General features: G+C 59.6%; 17 protein-coding genes. 10 read left to right on the plus strand and 7 right to left on the minus strand.

Annotation, left to right across the window (positions count from 1 at the left end; all coding sequences use genetic code 11):
- Together moaD and pgsA are read right to left on the minus strand one after the other, a co-directional pair.
- Positions 1–249: a molybdopterin converting factor subunit 1 gene (moaD, locus tag EOK75_RS09175; protein WP_137193678.1), complete on the minus strand. Its 249-nt coding sequence runs from the start codon at positions 247–249 to the stop codon at positions 1–3.
- The gene (pgsA, locus tag EOK75_RS09180; RefSeq protein ID WP_137193679.1) at positions 246–869 is read right to left on the minus strand and encodes a CDP-diacylglycerol--glycerol-3-phosphate 3-phosphatidyltransferase; all 624 of its coding nucleotides are present in this window, start codon (positions 867–869) and stop codon (positions 246–248) included. The genes moaD and pgsA overlap by 4 nt, the downstream gene beginning before the upstream one ends.
- A gap of 614 nt (positions 870–1,483) precedes the next feature.
- Between pgsA and EOK75_RS09185 the strand changes: the two genes are divergently transcribed.
- Complete coding sequence (locus EOK75_RS09185; protein ID WP_137193681.1) at positions 1,484–1,942, plus strand: transposase; 459 nt, start codon at positions 1,484–1,486, stop codon at positions 1,940–1,942.
- A 24-nt stretch (positions 1,943–1,966) separates the two neighbouring features.
- On the opposite strand, the gene epmA is transcribed toward EOK75_RS09185, so the two are convergent.
- Positions 1,967–3,007: an EF-P lysine aminoacylase EpmA gene (epmA, locus tag EOK75_RS09190; RefSeq protein ID WP_137193683.1), complete on the minus strand. Its 1,041-nt coding sequence runs from the start codon at positions 3,005–3,007 to the stop codon at positions 1,967–1,969.
- Positions 3,008–3,110: 103 nt separating this feature from the next.
- Between epmA and efp the strand changes: the two genes are divergently transcribed.
- The 4 genes from efp (at position 3,111) to rfbD (ending at position 6,379) form a co-directional block, all read left to right on the plus strand.
- Positions 3,111–3,677 carry an elongation factor P gene (efp, locus tag EOK75_RS09195; RefSeq protein ID WP_137194352.1) on the plus strand — a complete coding sequence of 189 codons (567 nt, stop codon included), beginning with the start codon at positions 3,111–3,113 and terminating at the stop codon, positions 3,675–3,677.
- Between the two features lie 232 nt (positions 3,678–3,909).
- Complete coding sequence (gene rfbC, locus EOK75_RS09200) at positions 3,910–4,476, plus strand: dTDP-4-dehydrorhamnose 3,5-epimerase (protein ID WP_137193685.1); 567 nt, start codon at positions 3,910–3,912, stop codon at positions 4,474–4,476.
- A 2-nt stretch (positions 4,477–4,478) separates the two neighbouring features.
- Entirely contained in the window at positions 4,479–5,531 is a 1,053-nt protein-coding gene (gene rfbB / locus EOK75_RS09205; RefSeq protein ID WP_137193686.1) for a dTDP-glucose 4,6-dehydratase, read from the plus strand.
- Positions 5,528–6,379, plus strand: coding sequence for a dTDP-4-dehydrorhamnose reductase (gene rfbD / locus EOK75_RS09210; protein WP_137193688.1), 852 nt, complete (start codon positions 5,528–5,530; stop codon positions 6,377–6,379). Before rfbB ends, rfbD begins: the two co-directional genes overlap by 4 nt.
- Positions 6,380–6,412: 33 nt before the next feature.
- Here rfbD and arsH read toward each other — a convergent pair whose 3' ends face one another.
- Genes arsH through EOK75_RS09230 form a run of 4 tightly spaced genes read right to left on the minus strand, consistent with a single transcriptional unit; the run spans position 6,413 to position 8,958 of the window.
- The gene (arsH, locus tag EOK75_RS09215; protein ID WP_137193689.1) at positions 6,413–7,123 is read right to left on the minus strand and encodes an arsenical resistance protein ArsH; all 711 of its coding nucleotides are present in this window, start codon (positions 7,121–7,123) and stop codon (positions 6,413–6,415) included.
- The gene (arsC, locus tag EOK75_RS09220; protein ID WP_137193691.1) at positions 7,116–7,538 is read right to left on the minus strand and encodes an arsenate reductase (glutaredoxin); all 423 of its coding nucleotides are present in this window, start codon (positions 7,536–7,538) and stop codon (positions 7,116–7,118) included. The genes arsH and arsC overlap by 8 nt, the downstream gene beginning before the upstream one ends.
- Positions 7,535–8,602, minus strand: coding sequence for an ACR3 family arsenite efflux transporter (gene arsB, locus EOK75_RS09225; RefSeq protein ID WP_137193693.1), 1,068 nt, complete (start codon positions 8,600–8,602; stop codon positions 7,535–7,537). The genes arsC and arsB overlap by 4 nt, the downstream gene beginning before the upstream one ends.
- The gene (locus tag EOK75_RS09230; protein ID WP_137193695.1) at positions 8,599–8,958 is read right to left on the minus strand and encodes an ArsR/SmtB family transcription factor; all 360 of its coding nucleotides are present in this window, start codon (positions 8,956–8,958) and stop codon (positions 8,599–8,601) included. Before EOK75_RS09230 ends, arsB begins: the two co-directional genes overlap by 4 nt.
- A 114-nt stretch (positions 8,959–9,072) precedes the next feature.
- Between EOK75_RS09230 and EOK75_RS09235 the strand changes: the two genes are divergently transcribed.
- The 5 genes from EOK75_RS09235 (at position 9,073) to EOK75_RS09255 (ending at position 14,700) form a co-directional block, all read left to right on the plus strand.
- On the plus strand, positions 9,073–9,423 hold the full coding sequence (locus EOK75_RS09235) for a hypothetical protein (protein WP_137194353.1): 351 nt from the start codon (positions 9,073–9,075) through the stop codon (positions 9,421–9,423).
- A gap of 99 nt (positions 9,424–9,522) precedes the next feature.
- Complete coding sequence (gene dapE, locus EOK75_RS09240; protein WP_137193696.1) at positions 9,523–10,680, plus strand: succinyl-diaminopimelate desuccinylase; 1,158 nt, start codon at positions 9,523–9,525, stop codon at positions 10,678–10,680.
- Positions 10,677–11,099, plus strand: coding sequence for a GNAT family N-acetyltransferase (locus EOK75_RS09245; protein WP_137193697.1), 423 nt, complete (start codon positions 10,677–10,679; stop codon positions 11,097–11,099). The genes dapE and EOK75_RS09245 overlap by 4 nt, the downstream gene beginning before the upstream one ends.
- Before the next feature lie 43 nt (positions 11,100–11,142).
- On the plus strand, positions 11,143–13,398 hold the full coding sequence (rnr, locus tag EOK75_RS09250; protein ID WP_137193698.1) for a ribonuclease R: 2,256 nt from the start codon (positions 11,143–11,145) through the stop codon (positions 13,396–13,398).
- A 72-nt stretch (positions 13,399–13,470) separates the two neighbouring features.
- Positions 13,471–14,700: a lytic murein transglycosylase gene (locus EOK75_RS09255; protein WP_137193700.1), complete on the plus strand. Its 1,230-nt coding sequence runs from the start codon at positions 13,471–13,473 to the stop codon at positions 14,698–14,700.
- Positions 14,701–14,894 lie beyond the last annotated feature (194 nt).

The following is a 14,894-nucleotide window of genomic DNA, read 5'->3' on the forward strand; positions in this document are numbered from 1 at the left end:
TCAGCCCCCTGTCATCGGCGGAAAGAAGGCTACTTCGCGCACGCCGGCAAGGGGGGCGTCAAAATCGGACATCTCTTGGTCCAGCGCCACACGCAGCGAGGTCAAATCGGCAAAAGCAGCGGCATAGCGTTCCTCACGGGCGCAAAGTTCGGCGATAAGTTCGGCCACTGTTGTCGCATTGGTTTCTACTTTCTCGCGCGGCAGGCCGATGCGTTCGCGCACCCAAGCGAAATAAAGCAGATCAATCATGAATCGTCCTTCAGATAGGGAAGGGATTTTCGGAAATAATCGAGGCCCGTGATGGCAGTCAAAAGCGCCGCGATCCAGATCAGGGTCATGCCGGTATAGGTTGCCACCGTCGCCCAAGAGAGTACATCTTTCAGCTCTCCCTCACCGGCGCGGGGCGGGTGCCCATCCTCGAGGAAAGACAGGCCAGTGCCCAAAAACAGCACAGAAATCGCAACCATCTGTGCGGTAGTTTTCCACTTTGCCAGTTTGGTTACCTGCAACAGCCCGGATTTGGCACCTAGAAACTCCCGCAACCCGGAAACAAACACCTCGCGGAACAGGATGACGCTGGCGGGCAGGATCAGCCACGGGTTCATGCCGGAATAGCCGGTGATCACCATGATCGCGATAACGACCATCGCCTTATCTGCAATCGGATCCAGCATTGCGCCGAATTTGCTTTCCTGTTTCCACAGCCGCGCAAGATAGCCGTCGAAAAAGTCGGTGATGGCCGCCGAGATAAACAGCGCCAGTGCAAACCAGTCGGCCCAAGGGCGATGAAAATAGAGGAACATCACCGCTACACCGGGCGCGGCGAGCAGGCGAAGGACCGTCAGGATATTTGGCAACGTCCATTTCATGATTTGATTGGTAGCCCACGTCGTGCGCGGGGGGAAGGGGCATTTCCACTCTGTGGTGCTGCGGGGGGGCAATAAGCCCCGCCTAAAGCGTTTCTAACAGAACCTGAAACGATGGAGACTCCAAAACTGGTCTAATCCTGTTTGGGGGGAATTATGTCAGCACCATTACCACCATCGCCTCGGGCGCGGTTTCAGAGATATCTTGAGGAAGGGTTGAGCGGGCGAGCGGCGGCAGTTCGCTTGAAGCTGTCGCCAGCAACGGGCGCAGGGTGGCGGCATCAGATCCAAACGACGGGCCGGGCTGATCCTGCCGTCAGGGTCGTTCAATAGGGTCAGGAAAATTGGCCCCCCATGTTGGGTTTTTCGAAGATTTGATCACGCAAGACCCCCGATATCACACTGTTTGCGCTGCGTGATGCACTTGCAGGTGCAACCGAACTGCAGGTCCGGCATTTCGCTATCGGACATCTGCGCAAGCGCCTCGGGTTCACGCAAAAAAACGTCACTGGTCGCTACCGAACCTCACCGCGCCAAGATGAGGCCGCGACGTGAGGATTGGCCCACACACCACTTGCGAGGCATTGTGCGGCTGCCGGAACGCGTTGTCTTTCTTGATGAAAACAGCGGTCACAACGAACCTCACCCCGCTGCGCGGCTGGGCCCCGCGTGGCGAACGCCTGACGGTGGATGCGCCCTTCGGCAGTTGGGGAACCCAGGCCCTGATCGCACCGTGGGTGGTCAAAGACGCAATGGACGGTCCTGCCTTCGCGGCCTATGTGCAAAAGGTCCTGATCCCTGAAATCGCGCCGGGCACTGAAGTGGTTCTCGACAACCTCGCGACGCATCGCAACAAAGAAGCCGCTGCGGCGCTTAAGGCACATGGCTGCTGGTTCCTCTATCTGCCGCCATATTCGCCAGACCTGAACCCGGTTGGGTTGGCCTTCTCGACTTTGAAGGCTCAACTCAGACGCATCAGTGCGCGATCATTCACCTCGGTGTTCGAAGCCCTCGGCAATATCTGCGAAATATACTCCCCACAGGGGTGTTCAAACGACTTTCAGGCTGCCGATTAAGCCTCAGGTTTAATTTGAAACGATTTAGGCGACAGGCGCCCAGATTACATGGTCAATGGAGGGGGCAGCCGTTGCAAGCATCACCAGCCGGTCAAACCCCATCGCAATCCCGCTTGCATCGGGCATATAGGGCAAGGCAGCCAGAAAATCCTCATCCAGCGGATAGCGATCGCCGTAGATGCGCTCTCTCTCGTCCATCTCGGCGGTGAAACGTTTGCGTTGTTCGGCGGCATCGGTCAGCTCGCCAAAGCCGTTGGCAAGCTCCACCCCGCAGGCGTAAACCTCAAACCGTTCGGCACAACGCGGATCATCGGCGCAGGGGCGGGCCAATGCGGCCTCGGGCACGGGATAGCGGTCCAGCATGGTGATGCGACCATGGCCCAGATGCGGCTCTACCCGTTCCGAGAGGATGCGCGACATCATATCGGACCAGGTATCATCAGGGGCGTGGCGCAGACCTTGGGCATCCATTTGCGCGGCAAGGGCAGGGGCGTCGGTTTGGCCGTCCAGCGCGATGGTCGATAACAGGTCAATCCCCGCAAAGCGCAAGAACGCTTCCGCCACCGAAAGCCGTTCAAACGGCAGGTTCGGATCACATTCATAAGACTTATAGCGCAGCCGGTCGCTGCCTGCGGCCTGTGTGGCCAGTTGGAGAAAGGCGGCGCAATCCTCCATCAAGACGGTGTAATCCTGGCCTACACGATACCATTCTAGCATGGTGAATTCCGGGCTGTGCAGAGGGCCGCGTTCGCGGTTGCGCCAGACATGGGCAAAGGCGGCGATGCGCGTCTCACCCGCCGCAAGCAGCTTTTTCATCGCAAATTCGGGCGAAGTGTGCAGATACATGTCCAGCGGCGCGCCGTCATTGCCGATGGCTTGGGTGTGAAAGGCGTGCAGATGCGCCTCGTTGCCGGGGCTGATGGCAAGGGCGCTTGGGTTCACCTCGATGAAATCACGGGCGGCCAACCAGCCGCGTAATGCCGATTGAATGCGGTTGCGGGCCAAAAGGGCGGGGCGGCGGCCCTCATGGCGGGCGGGGTGCCACCAGTTTTGTGTATTCGTCATGCTGTGCGCCTTTGATCTGGAGATTTCGGCCAAGATGCGCTATGACCCAGCGCCAAAGGCCCGCGCATTAGGCGTCGGGCGCATCAACTACAAGGAAATTCGCGTGAAAGTCATCGCCTCCTCGCTTCGCAAGGGTAATGTCGTTGAGATGAACGACAAGCTGTATGTGGTTCTGACGGCTGAAAACTTCCACCCCGGTAAGGGTACACCGACCACATCCGTCAATATGCGCGGCATTCTGGACGGGGTGAAGGTAACGGAACGTTGGCGCACGACCGAACAGGTGGAACGCGCGCATGTGGATGAACGCAAGTACAATTTCCTTTACGCTGACGGCGAGGGCTACCACTTTATGGAGCCTGAAAGCTATGATCAGATCTCGGTCGGTGATGATATCATCGGGGATGCGAAGGTGTTCTTGAAGGATGGTCTGGAAGTGTCTTTGAAAACTTTCAACGACGCTTGTATCGCGATTGAACTGCCGCAAAAGCTGGTGGTCGAAGTGACCGAGACAGAGCCGGTCGTGAAGGGGCAGACGGCCTCTTCGTCCTACAAGCCTGCGACATGTGATGATGCGATCCGCGTGATGGTGCCGCCGCATATCGGGGTTGGCACGCGCATTGTGATCAACACCGAGGATAACAGCTACGTGGAACGTTCCCGCGACTGATCTCCTTTTGAAGCGTTACATAAAGCCCTGCCCCCCCTTCCGGCAGGGCTTTTGCATGGCAGCGTAGCGAGCGGTTTACAGCTTAGGCAACCTTGGGTTTACCGAAGGCAGGGGTGGCCGATTTTTCCTGTAATGATGGGTCAATTGACGGGAAAAGGGCGGATGACATTTGTATTCGTCCCTGCTACGCGTTTGTCCAAATGATTTTGGCAATCTGAAAGCGAGATGCGCAGTGGATATTCAAAAAACCGAACTGGCTGGCGTGCTTATCATTACGCCGCCGCGCTTTGGCGATCATCGGGGGTTCTTTAGCGAAAGCTGGAACAGCGCGCGGGCAAAGGCTGCCGGGATCGATACCGACTTTGTGCAGGACAACCATTCCCTGTCACGCGATGTCGGCACCGTGCGCGGGCTGCATTTCCAATCGCCGCCCCATGCGCAGGCGAAACTGGTGCGTTGCGGGCGCGGTTCCTTGTTTGATGTTGCGGTTGATGCGCGCAAGGGCAGCCCGACTTACGGCCGCTGGGTCGGGGTGGAGCTGAGCTTTGAGAACGGTCGTCAGCTGTTGATCCCTGCGGGTTTCTTGCACGGCTTTGTGACGCGCGAGCCCGATACCGAGATTGTCTATAAATGCTCGGATTACTATGCGCCCGAATGTGACGGGGCGGTGCGGTTTGATGATCCGACCATTGGGATTGATTGGGGCGTGGCCCCCGAGGCGGCGATCCTGTCGGAAAAGGATGCCAAGGCACAGCTTTTTGCCGATTTCGACAGCCCGTTTGTATTTGAAGGATCGTAACCATGAAGCTGCTTGTAACCGGCGGGGCGGGATTTATCGGATCGGCTGTTGTGCGTCAGGCAATTGGTCAAGGCCATGAGGTGATCAACCTTGATGCGCTGACCTATGCCGCTTGTCTGGACAATCTGGCCTCGGTCGCGGACAGCCCGCTTTACCGTTTTGTGCAGGTCGATATTCGTGATGCCGCCGCGGTTGAGGCTTGTATCGCGGAAACCGCCCCCGATGCGATCATGCATCTGGCCGCCGAAAGCCATGTTGACCGTTCCATCGACGGGCCGGGTGTTTTCATGGAAACCAATATCATGGGGACCTATAACCTGTTGCAATCGGCCCGCGCCTTGTGGGACCGCAAAGGTCGGCCCGAGGATTTCCGTTTCCACCACATCTCTACCGATGAGGTGTTCGGCTCTCTTCCGGCGGACCCGTCGGTGAAGTTCACCGAAACCACCCCCTATGACCCGCGTAGCCCCTATTCCGCGTCCAAGGCCAGCTCTGACCATCTGGTGCGCGCTTGGGCCGAAACCTATGGGTTGCCGGTGGTTCTGACCAATTGCTCCAATAACTACGGGCCGTTTCACTTCCCTGAAAAGCTGATCCCGGTGATCATCCTGAACGCTTTGGCGGGGAAACCTTTGCCGATCTATGGCGACGGATCAAACGTGCGCGACTGGCTTTATGTCGAGGATCACGCCGATGCCTTGCTGACGGTTCTGACCAAGGGTGAGGTCGGGCGCAGCTATAACATCGGTGGCGAGAACGAGCGTTCGAACCTTGAGCTGGTGCAGACCATCTGTGCCATTCTGGATGAAAAGCGCCCCGGTTCGGCCCCCTATGCCGAGCAGATCACCTTTGTCACCGACCGCCCCGGCCATGATGCGCGTTATGCGATTGACCCAAGCCGCATCCGCAAGGAACTGGGCTGGAGGCCAAGCGTGACGGTTGAGGAAGGTCTTGCGCTGACGGTGCAATGGTATCTGGACAATGAGGACTGGTGGCGCGCCTTGCAAAACCGCGAAGGTGTTGGCACGCGGCTTGGTGTGAAGGTTTCGCAATGAAGATATTGGTATTCGGCAAAAACGGTCAGGTCGCGCAAGAGCTTCAACGTCGTTGCGGGTCGGTCACGCTTGAGGTTTACGGATCTGATCAGGCGAATTTTGAAACCCCCGAGGTATGCGCCGCAATCGTGGCGGCAACAGATGCCGATGCGGTCATTAATGCGGCGGCTTACACGGCCGTTGACCGCGCCGAAGAGGATGAGCCGCGCGCCCTTTCGATCAATGCCACCACCCCCGGCGCGATTGCCAAGGCGGCGGCGGCGCGGGGCTTGCCCTTGGTCCATATCTCGACCGATTATGTCTTTGACGGCACTGGCACCGCGCCCTTTGCCACCGATCACCCCACCGCCCCCTTGGGCGCTTACGGGCGCACCAAACTGGCGGGTGAGGAATTGGTGCGCTCCGCAGGCGGGGCGCATGCGATTTTGCGGACCTCTTGGGTGGTCTCATCGCATGGGCAGAATTTCGTGAAAACCATGCTGCGTTTGGGGGCGGAACGTGATCAGCTTAGCATCGTTGCCGATCAGATCGGCGGGCCGACCTGTGCTGCCGATATTGCCGATGCCTGTCTGAGCATCGCCGCACAGCTTGTTGAGGCGCCGTCGAAATCTGGCAGCTACCATTTCTCGGGCGGGCCCGACATCAGCTGGGCCGGTTTTGCCCGTGCGATCTTTGCCGAGGCGGGGCTGACGTGTGACGTCAAGGAAATCCCGACCAGCGATTACCCGACACCGGCACAGCGCCCGCTGAATTCCCGTCTTGATAACAGCAAGACCATGGAAAGCTTTGGCATCGCGCGCCCCGATTGGCATCAAGGCCTGACCGCGATTATCGCTGAACTTGGCTAAGACAGCAGGCCCCCGGACCGGGGGCCTTTGCGCCTAGATGGCCTTCAGGTTCACCCGTTTTGACAGCTCCTCAGCGCTTTCCTTGCGCTCGCTGTAGCGGTCCAAAAGATAGGCCTTGTTGTCCCGCGTCAGCAGCGTGAACTTCATCAGCTCCTCCATGACATCGACCATCCGGTCGTAGAAGGGCGAAGGCTTCATCCGTCCGGCCTCATCAAATTCCAGAAAGGCCTTGGGGGTGGAGGCCTGGTTTGGAATGGTCAAAAGCCGCATCCAGCGCCCGAGGATTCGCAACTGGTTCACCGCGTTAAAGCTTTGCGAGCCGCCGCTGACCTGCATCACCGCCAGCGTTTTGCCCTGTGTGGGCCGCACCCCGCCAAGCGACAACGGGACCCAGTCGATCTGGGTTTTCATAATGCCGGTCATCGCGCCGTGGCGTTCGGGGGAACACCAGACCATCCCCTCGGACCAGGTGACCAGATCGCGCAGCTCTTGCACCTTGGGGTGGTCGGCCTCGGCATCATCGGGCAGCGGCAGGCCCGAGGGGCAAAAGGTGCGGGTTTCGGCCCCCAGCCGCGTCAGCACGCGGGCGGCCTCTTCGGTCATCAAGCGGCTGAACGAGCGTTCCCGCAAAGAGCCGTAAAGCAACAGGATGCGCGGTGCGTGTGTGGCCCGTTCAGGGGTCAGGAGGGCCTCGGTGTCGATGATTTGAAAATGGGCTTCGTCAATATTCGGTGTGTCAGTCAAGGCGATTTCCCTCTGCATCAATCAATGGTGTGCCGTCCTCTTTGGCCATCGGGCCGGGAGGCAGGTGGTCAAGCAGGTCCAGAACCGCCTCGCTTGGACGGCACAAACGCACCCCCTTGGGCGAACACACGATGGGGCGGTTGACCAGCACCGGATGTTCCAGCATGGCATCCAACAAGGCGTCGTCGCTGACCGATGGGTCCAGCAGGCCCAGCTCTTCGGCGGGGGATTTTGTGGTGCGCAGGGCGCTGCGCGGTGTCAGACCCGCCGCGGCAAAGAGCGCCAGAAGCTGCGGGCGGGTCCAGCCGGCCTCAAGGTAGTCGATGACCACGGGTGTCTCTCCTGCGGCCTCGATGATCGCCAGCACATTGCGCGAGGTGCCACAGGCGGGGTTGTGATGGATCACGACGGTCATGAGGATGTCCCCTCGGTTGGAAACCAGTGTTTGGTACGATTGGCAAAGGCGACAAGCGACAGCATTACCGGCACCTCCACCAGCACGCCAACCACGGTTGCAAGCGCGGCCCCCGACCCCAGCCCGAACAGGCTGATGGCAACGGCGACGGCCAGCTCAAAGAAATTAGAGGTGCCGATCAGGGCGCAAGGCGCGGCCACGTTGAACGGGATGCCCCAGGCGCGCGCCGCACCGTAAGCCACGAAAAAGATGCCGTAAGACTGGATCAACAGCGGGATGGCAATCAGCACGATCACCAAGGGACGGTCAAAGATAACCTCACCCTGAAAGCCGAACAGCAGCACCACCGTCAGCAACAGCCCGATGATGGAAAAGAGCTGTGCGCGGGATTTGAAGGCATCAACTGCTGCCTCACCGCCCTTTGCTACCAGCTTGCTGCGGGTCAGATATCCGGCCAGCAACGGCAACAGCACATAAAGCCCGACCGACAGCAGCAAGGTATCCCACGGCACGACAATATCAGTGACCCCCAGCAAAAAGGCGACGATGGGCGCAAAGGCAAAGACCATCACAACATCATTCACGCTGACCTGCACCAGCGTATAGGTCGCATCACCGCGCGTCAGGTTGGACCAGACAAACACCATCGCCGTGCAGGGGGCCGCCCCCAACAGGATCACGCCCGCAAGATAGGCCTGCGCATCATCCGGCGGGATCAGCCCGGCGAAAACATACTCGAAAAACAGCACACCAAGGGCGGCCATGGTAAAGGGTTTGATCAGCCAGTTGACCACCAGCGTCACCACCAGCCCCTTTGGCTTGTCGCCCACATGGGCCAGCGCGCCAAAATTCACACCGACCATCATCGGATAGACCATGGCCCAGATCAGCACCGCTACGGGCAGGTTGACGGATGCGACCTCTAGCGCGGCAAGCGCCGCAAAGGGGCCGGGAAAGAGGTTGCCCAGCAACAGCCCCGCGCCGATGGCAAGCGCCACCCAGACAGAGAGCCAGCGTTCGAAGGTTCCCAGACCCGCAGCGGCGGGATGTGATGTATCGGTCATGTCAGCCTTTCGGGGGTGGGTGTGACGCAGGTGCAGGCGATCTCATTAAGGAAGGGCTGGCACAGTTCGGGGCGGCCACCGCAGCAATCCTCCATCAAAAAGGCAAGCAGGCCGCGGATCCCCTCCATCGCGGCGAAATAGCGGATGCTGCGGCCCTCTCGCGCGCTGCGGATCAGGCCGGAACGCGCAAGGATCGACAGGTTTGCCGACATCGTATTCTGGCGCACGTTAAGGGCCTCGCCGATTTCCCCGGCGGACATGCCCGTGTCGCCGGCTTGGATAAGCAAGCGGAACACATCCAGCCGTGTGGATTGGCTGAGGGCAGCGAAGGCATCAAGGGCGTAATTTTTATCCATATATCATGAACTATGGATTTGATTGCTGCCGGTCAAGCCTCCATCACACCGCTTTGCTTGACAATCACGCTGCATACGTTCACCCCGTGGCGATCAAAACTGAAAGCTGCGCCCATGTCCGATGATACACCCAAAGCCGCAAAGCCCAAGAAGCCCTCGCGTCAGCAGGTCTTTACCCTTGTGATCGAGGTCGGGCGCAATCCCGGGGACGGCCTGCCTGCCAAGGCTACGGGGGCCGCGCTGATGATCTATGCCAGTGGCGTCGATGAGGCCGAGGCCGTGCGCGAAACCGTGGCGATCCTGAAACAGGCCGATATGGCCCCGCTGGATGTGTCGGGATACGGCACGCTGGAGGAACGGCTGGAGGCGGGGGATGAAATCGGCGAAGAGGAGCGCGCCTTGATGGACCGCGCTTTGGCCGAAAACTCGGTCGTCGTGGCCTCTATGACGCCATTTTTCGACTGATCCAGCGCCGGTTCTGCGCATAGGTTGCACGGGGCGGGTGCAGGCGTTATCGATTGGCTGATGCCGCCCGTCGTGCGGCCTGCCTTCAGGATGCCCGCTATGCCCGCTTTTTCGACCCCCGTTGATCCCGTCGCTTTGACTGCCGATCTGATCCGCTGCAATTCCGTGACGCCCGCCGAAGGTGGCGCGCTGGTTTTGCTGGAGGACCTTTTGACAAAGGGGGGGTTTGTTTGCACGCGGGTGGATCGTGGCGGCATTTGCAACCTTTTTGCGCGCTGGGGCAGGGTCGGAGCGAACCGGACGTTCGGTTTTAACGGCCATACCGATGTGGTGCCGGTGGGCGATGTTGCGGCTTGGACACATGACCCGTTCGGTGCCGAGGTGGTGGATGGTTGGATGTATGGCCGCGGGGCGACCGATATGAAATCGGGGGTCGCGGCCTTTGCCGCCGCCGCGATTGATTTTGTGCAAACCACCCCGCCCGATGGGGCCGTTATTCTGGCTATCACCGGTGACGAGGAGGCTAACGCCATTGATGGTACCGTTGCCCTGCTGGACTGGATGGCCACCAATAATGAAGCGATGAGCGTTTGTTTGGTGGGCGAGCCGACCTGCCCGAATGTGATGGGCGAGATGATGAAGGTCGGGCGGCGCGGCTCTCTCACGGCCTATTTCACCGCAAAGGGGGTGCAGGGCCATGCCGCCTATCCGCATCGCGCCAATAACCCGTTGAACGCGATGGTTGCCTTGATGGAAAGGCTTGCGCGGCATGAGCTGGACAAGGGCACCGATCATTTCGACCCCTCGACCTTGGTGATTACCACGATTGATACCGGCAATCCGGCGACGAATGTGATCCCTGCGCAATGCCGCGCCACGGTGAATATCCGCTTTAACGATGCCCATACGGGGGCCAGTATTTCCGATTGGCTGCGCGCATTGGCGGCCGAGGAGCAGGAAAAAACAGGCGTGGGTTTTGATGTAAAGGTCACGATTTCAGGCGAAAGCTTTGTCACCCCGCCCGGCGCTTTGTCGGATATGATCGCCAAGGCGGTGCAGGCGGAAACGGGTGTGGCTCCGGTTGCTTCCACCTCTGGTGGGACGTCGGATGCGCGTTTCGTCAAGGATCACTGTCCGGTGGTGGAATTTGGTCTGGTTGGCAAAACCATGCATCAGGTTGATGAACGTGTGGAAGTGGCGCAGATCCATCAGCTCAAGGCGATCTATTCGCGCATTCTGACGGATTATTTCGCATGAGGGTTGCGATTGGGCTGACGCAAGACCTTACCGCCTGTCACGCCCTGCGCCGGACGGTGTTTATCGAGGAGCAGGGTGTTTCCGAGGCCGAAGAGATGGACGATCTTGATGGCGAGGCGACGCATCTGCTGGCCACGGTTTCGGAGGTGCCGGCCGGATCGGCGCGGTTGTTCGTGCAGGGGGGGACGGGCAAGATCGGGCGGGTTTGCGTGCTGCGCGAACATCGCGGGACGGGGCTGGGCGCTGCGCTGATTATTGCCGCGGTGGATCAGTTTCGTGCCACGCCGGGGGTGGAAAAGGTCAAGCTCGGGGCGCAGTGCCACGCGATTGCCTTTTATGAAAAGCTTGGCTTTGCCGCTTTTGGCCCGGAGTATGATGACGCGGGCATCCCGCACCGCGATATGATGCTGGCGCTGTAAGGCGTGCTTGCTGCGCATATGCGGCGCGTGATAGGGCTTTGGCATGGAAAAATTGCCCTCAAAATCACAGATCGTTCAATGGTTGGCTGACAACCCCACGCTGACCTCGAAACGCGATATCGCGCGGGCCTTTGGCATCAAAGGCGGGGATCTGCGGATTGAGCTGAAACGCATGCTCAAAGAGTTGGAAGCGGAAGGCGCGCTGGTCAAGGCGGAGCGCAGCTACCGTGACCCCGCCGCCCTGCCGCCGGTGTCCATCCTCAAGGTGTTGGCCCCTGACGGTGATGGCGACCTCTTTGGCGATGCGATGGAATGGACGGGTGAGGGCACAGCCCCCCGTATCCTGATTATCACCAAAGCCTCTGATCCGGCCTTGGGGCAGGGCGACCGTATTCTGGCGCGGCTCGAACCTGTGGGCGGCAAGGACCATAATTACGAGGCGCGGCTGATCCGCAAGCTGGGGCATAACCCGCTTAAACTTTTGGGGATTTTCCGCTCTGAGAGCGAAGGCGGCCGCGTTGTCCCCGTTGACAAAAAGAACGACAAGGAATGGCGCGTGCTGCGTGATGGCACGATGGACGCCCGTGATGGAGAGCTGGTCGAGGCCGAGCAAGCAGGCCCCCGCCGCATGGGCCTGCCGCAAGCGCGCATCACCGCCCGTCTGGGCGACCCGTCCGGTCCGCGCGCGATTTCCCTGATCGCGATCCATCAGCATGGCATACCGGACCAATTCCCCGATAAGGTCGTGGCCGAGGCTGATGCCGCCACCCCCGCGCCCTTGGCCAAGCGTGAGGATATGCGCGATCTGGCGCTGGTCACCATCGACCCGCCGGATGCCCGCGACCGCGATGATGCGGTGCTGGCGATGCCTGACCCCGATCCCGCGAATATCGGCGGGCATATCGTTTGGGTCGCGATTGCCGATGTGGCGCATTATGTCCGCCCCGGATCGGAGCTGGACCGCGAGGCGAAAAAACGCGGCAACTCCAGCTATTTCCCTGACCGTGTGGTGCCGATGCTGCCCGATACGCTGTCGGGCGATCTGTGTTCCCTGCATGAAAATGTGGACCGCGCCTGTATGGCGGTTCGCATGGTGCTGGACGCGCATGGCCGCAAGATCAGCCACCGGTTTACGCGCGGGATGATGCGCTCTGTCGCCTCGCTAAGCTATGCGCAGGTGCAAAATGCGATTGACGGCAGCGCTGATGACGTGACGGCGCCGCTGCTGGATGATGTTTTGCGCCCGCTTTATGCCGCCTATCAGGCCACCAAACAGGCGCGCAATGAACGCCAACCGCTCGATCTTGATCTGCCGGAACGCAAAATTGTGCTGTCCGATGAGGGTAAGGTTTTGGCGGTCGATTTTTATGAGCGTCTTGATGCGCATAAGGTGATCGAGGAATTCATGATCCTCGCCAATGTTTCTGCGGCTGAGGAATTGAATCGCCTGAAGGCGCCGCTTTTGTTCCGCGTGCATGAGGAGCCGAGCCCAGAAAAGCTGCAAGCCCTGCGCGAAGTGGCCGAGGCGTCGGGCTTTGTGCTGTCCAAGGGGCAGGTTCTCAAGACTTCGCACCTGAACCAGTTGCTTGCCGCGGCCGAAGGGACGGAGTTTTACGAGCTGATCAACGTCAGCACCCTGCGCGCTATGACCCAAGCCTATTACAGCCCGCAAAACTTTGGCCATTTCGGGCTGGCGCTGCGCAATTATGCGCATTTCACCTCTCCGATCCGGCGCTATTCGGACCTGATCGTGCACCGCGCCTTGATCGCCGCCCATGGCTGGGGCAATGACGGGTTGGCCCAGCAAGATGTTGAGGAGCTTGCCGAAACCGCCAAGCATATCTCTGATACCGAACGCCGTTCGATGGTGGCTGAACGCGATACCAATGACCGCTACCTTGCCGCTTATTTGGCGGATCGGGTGGGGGCGATATTCGATGGCCGTGTTTCAGGCGTGCAGCGTTTCGGGCTGTTTGTGAAGCTGGATGATAGCGGCGCGGACGGGCTGATCCCGATCCGGTCTGTGGGGCGGGAGTTCTTTCACTTTGATGCCGATACCCAGACCTTGATGGGGGCTGATACCGGTCTGACAATCGGTATTGGTCAGCGTGTCAAGGTGCGGCTGGCCGATGCGGTTCCCGTCACCGGCGGCTTGATTTTGGAGCTGCTGGAGATCGACGACCGCGCCCTGCCCAAAAGCCACGCGCCGCGCGGTCGCGGCAGCCCGCGCAAGCCCGGCAAAGCGGCGGCAAAATCCCGCGCGGTCAAACGCAAGGTTTCGCGTCAGCGGCGCAAATAACCGCCCATGTTAATGTGGTGCCGTTGCCAAACCGGCGGCGGCAGCTACAGTATGCGAAAAAGGCTGGGCAGGATGCGTATTTTTAGTTTTATTTTGGCATGGGTTCTGGGGGTTGGCGTGGCAAATGGCACCCCGATCACGCCCGAAGCGGTGGCGGTTTCACAGACCAAACCGGCGGCGGATACCCAGGAGTTGCAAAACTGGTTGGCCGCGTTTCGTGCGCGCGCCGCAGAGGCGGGGATTACCGGCGAGGTATTGGATGCCGCCCTGACGGGGCTGGAATATGATGCTGATGTGATCCGCCGCGATCGCAACCAAGCCGAATTCACCAAGACCATTTGGGATTACCTTGAAACTGCCACCTCGGATTTGCGGGTGAAAAACGGGCGTGTGGCCTTGGAAAAACACCGCGCGGTTCTGGACCGGATCGAGGCCCGTTACGGCGTGGAAAAAGAGGTGGTCGCAGCCATTTGGGGGCTAGAGAGCGCTTATGGCACGTTTCGTGGCAGCTCCCCGACCCTGCAATCTCTGGCCACTTTGGCCTATGATGGCAGGCGCGCGGCATTTTTTGAAGCAGAGCTTTTGGCCGCCCTGATAATCTTGCAAGCGGGTGATACAACGCCTGCGCAGATGCAGGGCAGTTGGGCGGGGGCGATGGGGCATACGCAATTTATGCCATCGTCCTTTTTGTCCTATGCGGTGGATTTTGATGGCGACGGCAAGCGCGACGTTTGGGGCGATGATCCGACTGACGCGCTGGCCTCTGCTGCGGCTTATCTGGCGGGATATGGCTGGACGAAAGGCGCGCCTTGGGGGCTGGAAATCACGCTCCCGCAGGGGTTCGATTATGATCTGACCAGCGAGCGGGTCAAGAAGCCCGTGGCGGAATGGCAGGCTTTGGGTGTGCGGCATGTGGACGGTGGTGATTTGCCTGATCATGGTGCGGGGTCGGTTTTGCTGCCTGGCGGTGCACGAGGGGCTGCGTTTCTGATCTTCTCGAATTTTGCGGTGATCGAGCGCTATAACACTGCCGATGCATATGTCATCGCGGTGGGGCATTTGGCGGATTTGCTGAAGGGCGGCGCGCGCATTAAGGCCGATTGGCCACAAGATTTACGTGCCCTTACTTTGGACGAGCGGCTATCGCTGCAAAGGCGGTTGACGCAAGCGGGGTTCGATACCTTTGGTGTAGACGGCAAAATGGGACCGAACACGATTGCGGCCGTTAAGGCCTTCCAAAAGTCCAAGGGTATAGTGCCGGACGGTTACCCCAGTCTCGACATTCTTCAAAAACTTCCGTGATGTTTGGCTCTGCAAAGGGGTAGGAATTAGACATTCTACTTTTATATTGTCGGCGACGATGGGCAACCTTCTAGTCGCAGGATGAGGATCTGATCATCCAAGCCACGCGTGAATAACCTATCGGGATTCAGCAGCGGCACCCTTCCTTGATGAGATGCGGCCACCTCACTTGCGCCGAGCTTTGAACAGGGCGA

The organism is Pseudorhodobacter turbinis (assembly GCF_005234135.1).
In the GTDB taxonomy this organism is placed as follows: domain Bacteria; phylum Pseudomonadota; class Alphaproteobacteria; order Rhodobacterales; family Rhodobacteraceae; genus Pseudorhodobacter; species Pseudorhodobacter turbinis.

Bases quoted from the DNA above. Each gene is read 5' to 3' on its own strand.
- moaD (WP_137193678.1), bottom strand. From the start codon at position 249: ATGATTGATCTGCTTTATTTCGCTTGGGTGCGCGAACGCATCGGCCTG.
- pgsA (WP_137193679.1), bottom strand. From the start codon at position 869: ATGAAATGGACGTTGCCAAATATCCTGACGGTCCTTCGCCTGCTCGCC.
- EOK75_RS09185 (WP_137193681.1), top strand. From the start codon at position 1,484: ATGAAAACAGCGGTCACAACGAACCTCACCCCGCTGCGCGGCTGGGCC.
- epmA (WP_137193683.1), bottom strand. From the start codon at position 3,007: ATGACGAATACACAAAACTGGTGGCACCCCGCCCGCCATGAGGGCCGC.
- rfbB (WP_137193686.1), top strand. From the start codon at position 4,479: ATGAAGCTGCTTGTAACCGGCGGGGCGGGATTTATCGGATCGGCTGTT.
- rfbD (WP_137193688.1), top strand. From the start codon at position 5,528: ATGAAGATATTGGTATTCGGCAAAAACGGTCAGGTCGCGCAAGAGCTT.
- arsC (WP_137193691.1), bottom strand. From the start codon at position 7,538: ATGACCGTCGTGATCCATCACAACCCCGCCTGTGGCACCTCGCGCAAT.
- arsB (WP_137193693.1), bottom strand. From the start codon at position 8,602: ATGACCGATACATCACATCCCGCCGCTGCGGGTCTGGGAACCTTCGAA.
- EOK75_RS09230 (WP_137193695.1), bottom strand. From the start codon at position 8,958: ATGGATAAAAATTACGCCCTTGATGCCTTCGCTGCCCTCAGCCAATCC.
- EOK75_RS09235 (WP_137194353.1), top strand. From the start codon at position 9,073: ATGTCCGATGATACACCCAAAGCCGCAAAGCCCAAGAAGCCCTCGCGT.
- dapE (WP_137193696.1), top strand. From the start codon at position 9,523: ATGCCCGCTTTTTCGACCCCCGTTGATCCCGTCGCTTTGACTGCCGAT.
- EOK75_RS09245 (WP_137193697.1), top strand. From the start codon at position 10,677: ATGAGGGTTGCGATTGGGCTGACGCAAGACCTTACCGCCTGTCACGCC.
- rnr (WP_137193698.1), top strand. From the start codon at position 11,143: ATGGAAAAATTGCCCTCAAAATCACAGATCGTTCAATGGTTGGCTGAC.
- EOK75_RS09255 (WP_137193700.1), top strand. From the start codon at position 13,471: ATGCGTATTTTTAGTTTTATTTTGGCATGGGTTCTGGGGGTTGGCGTG.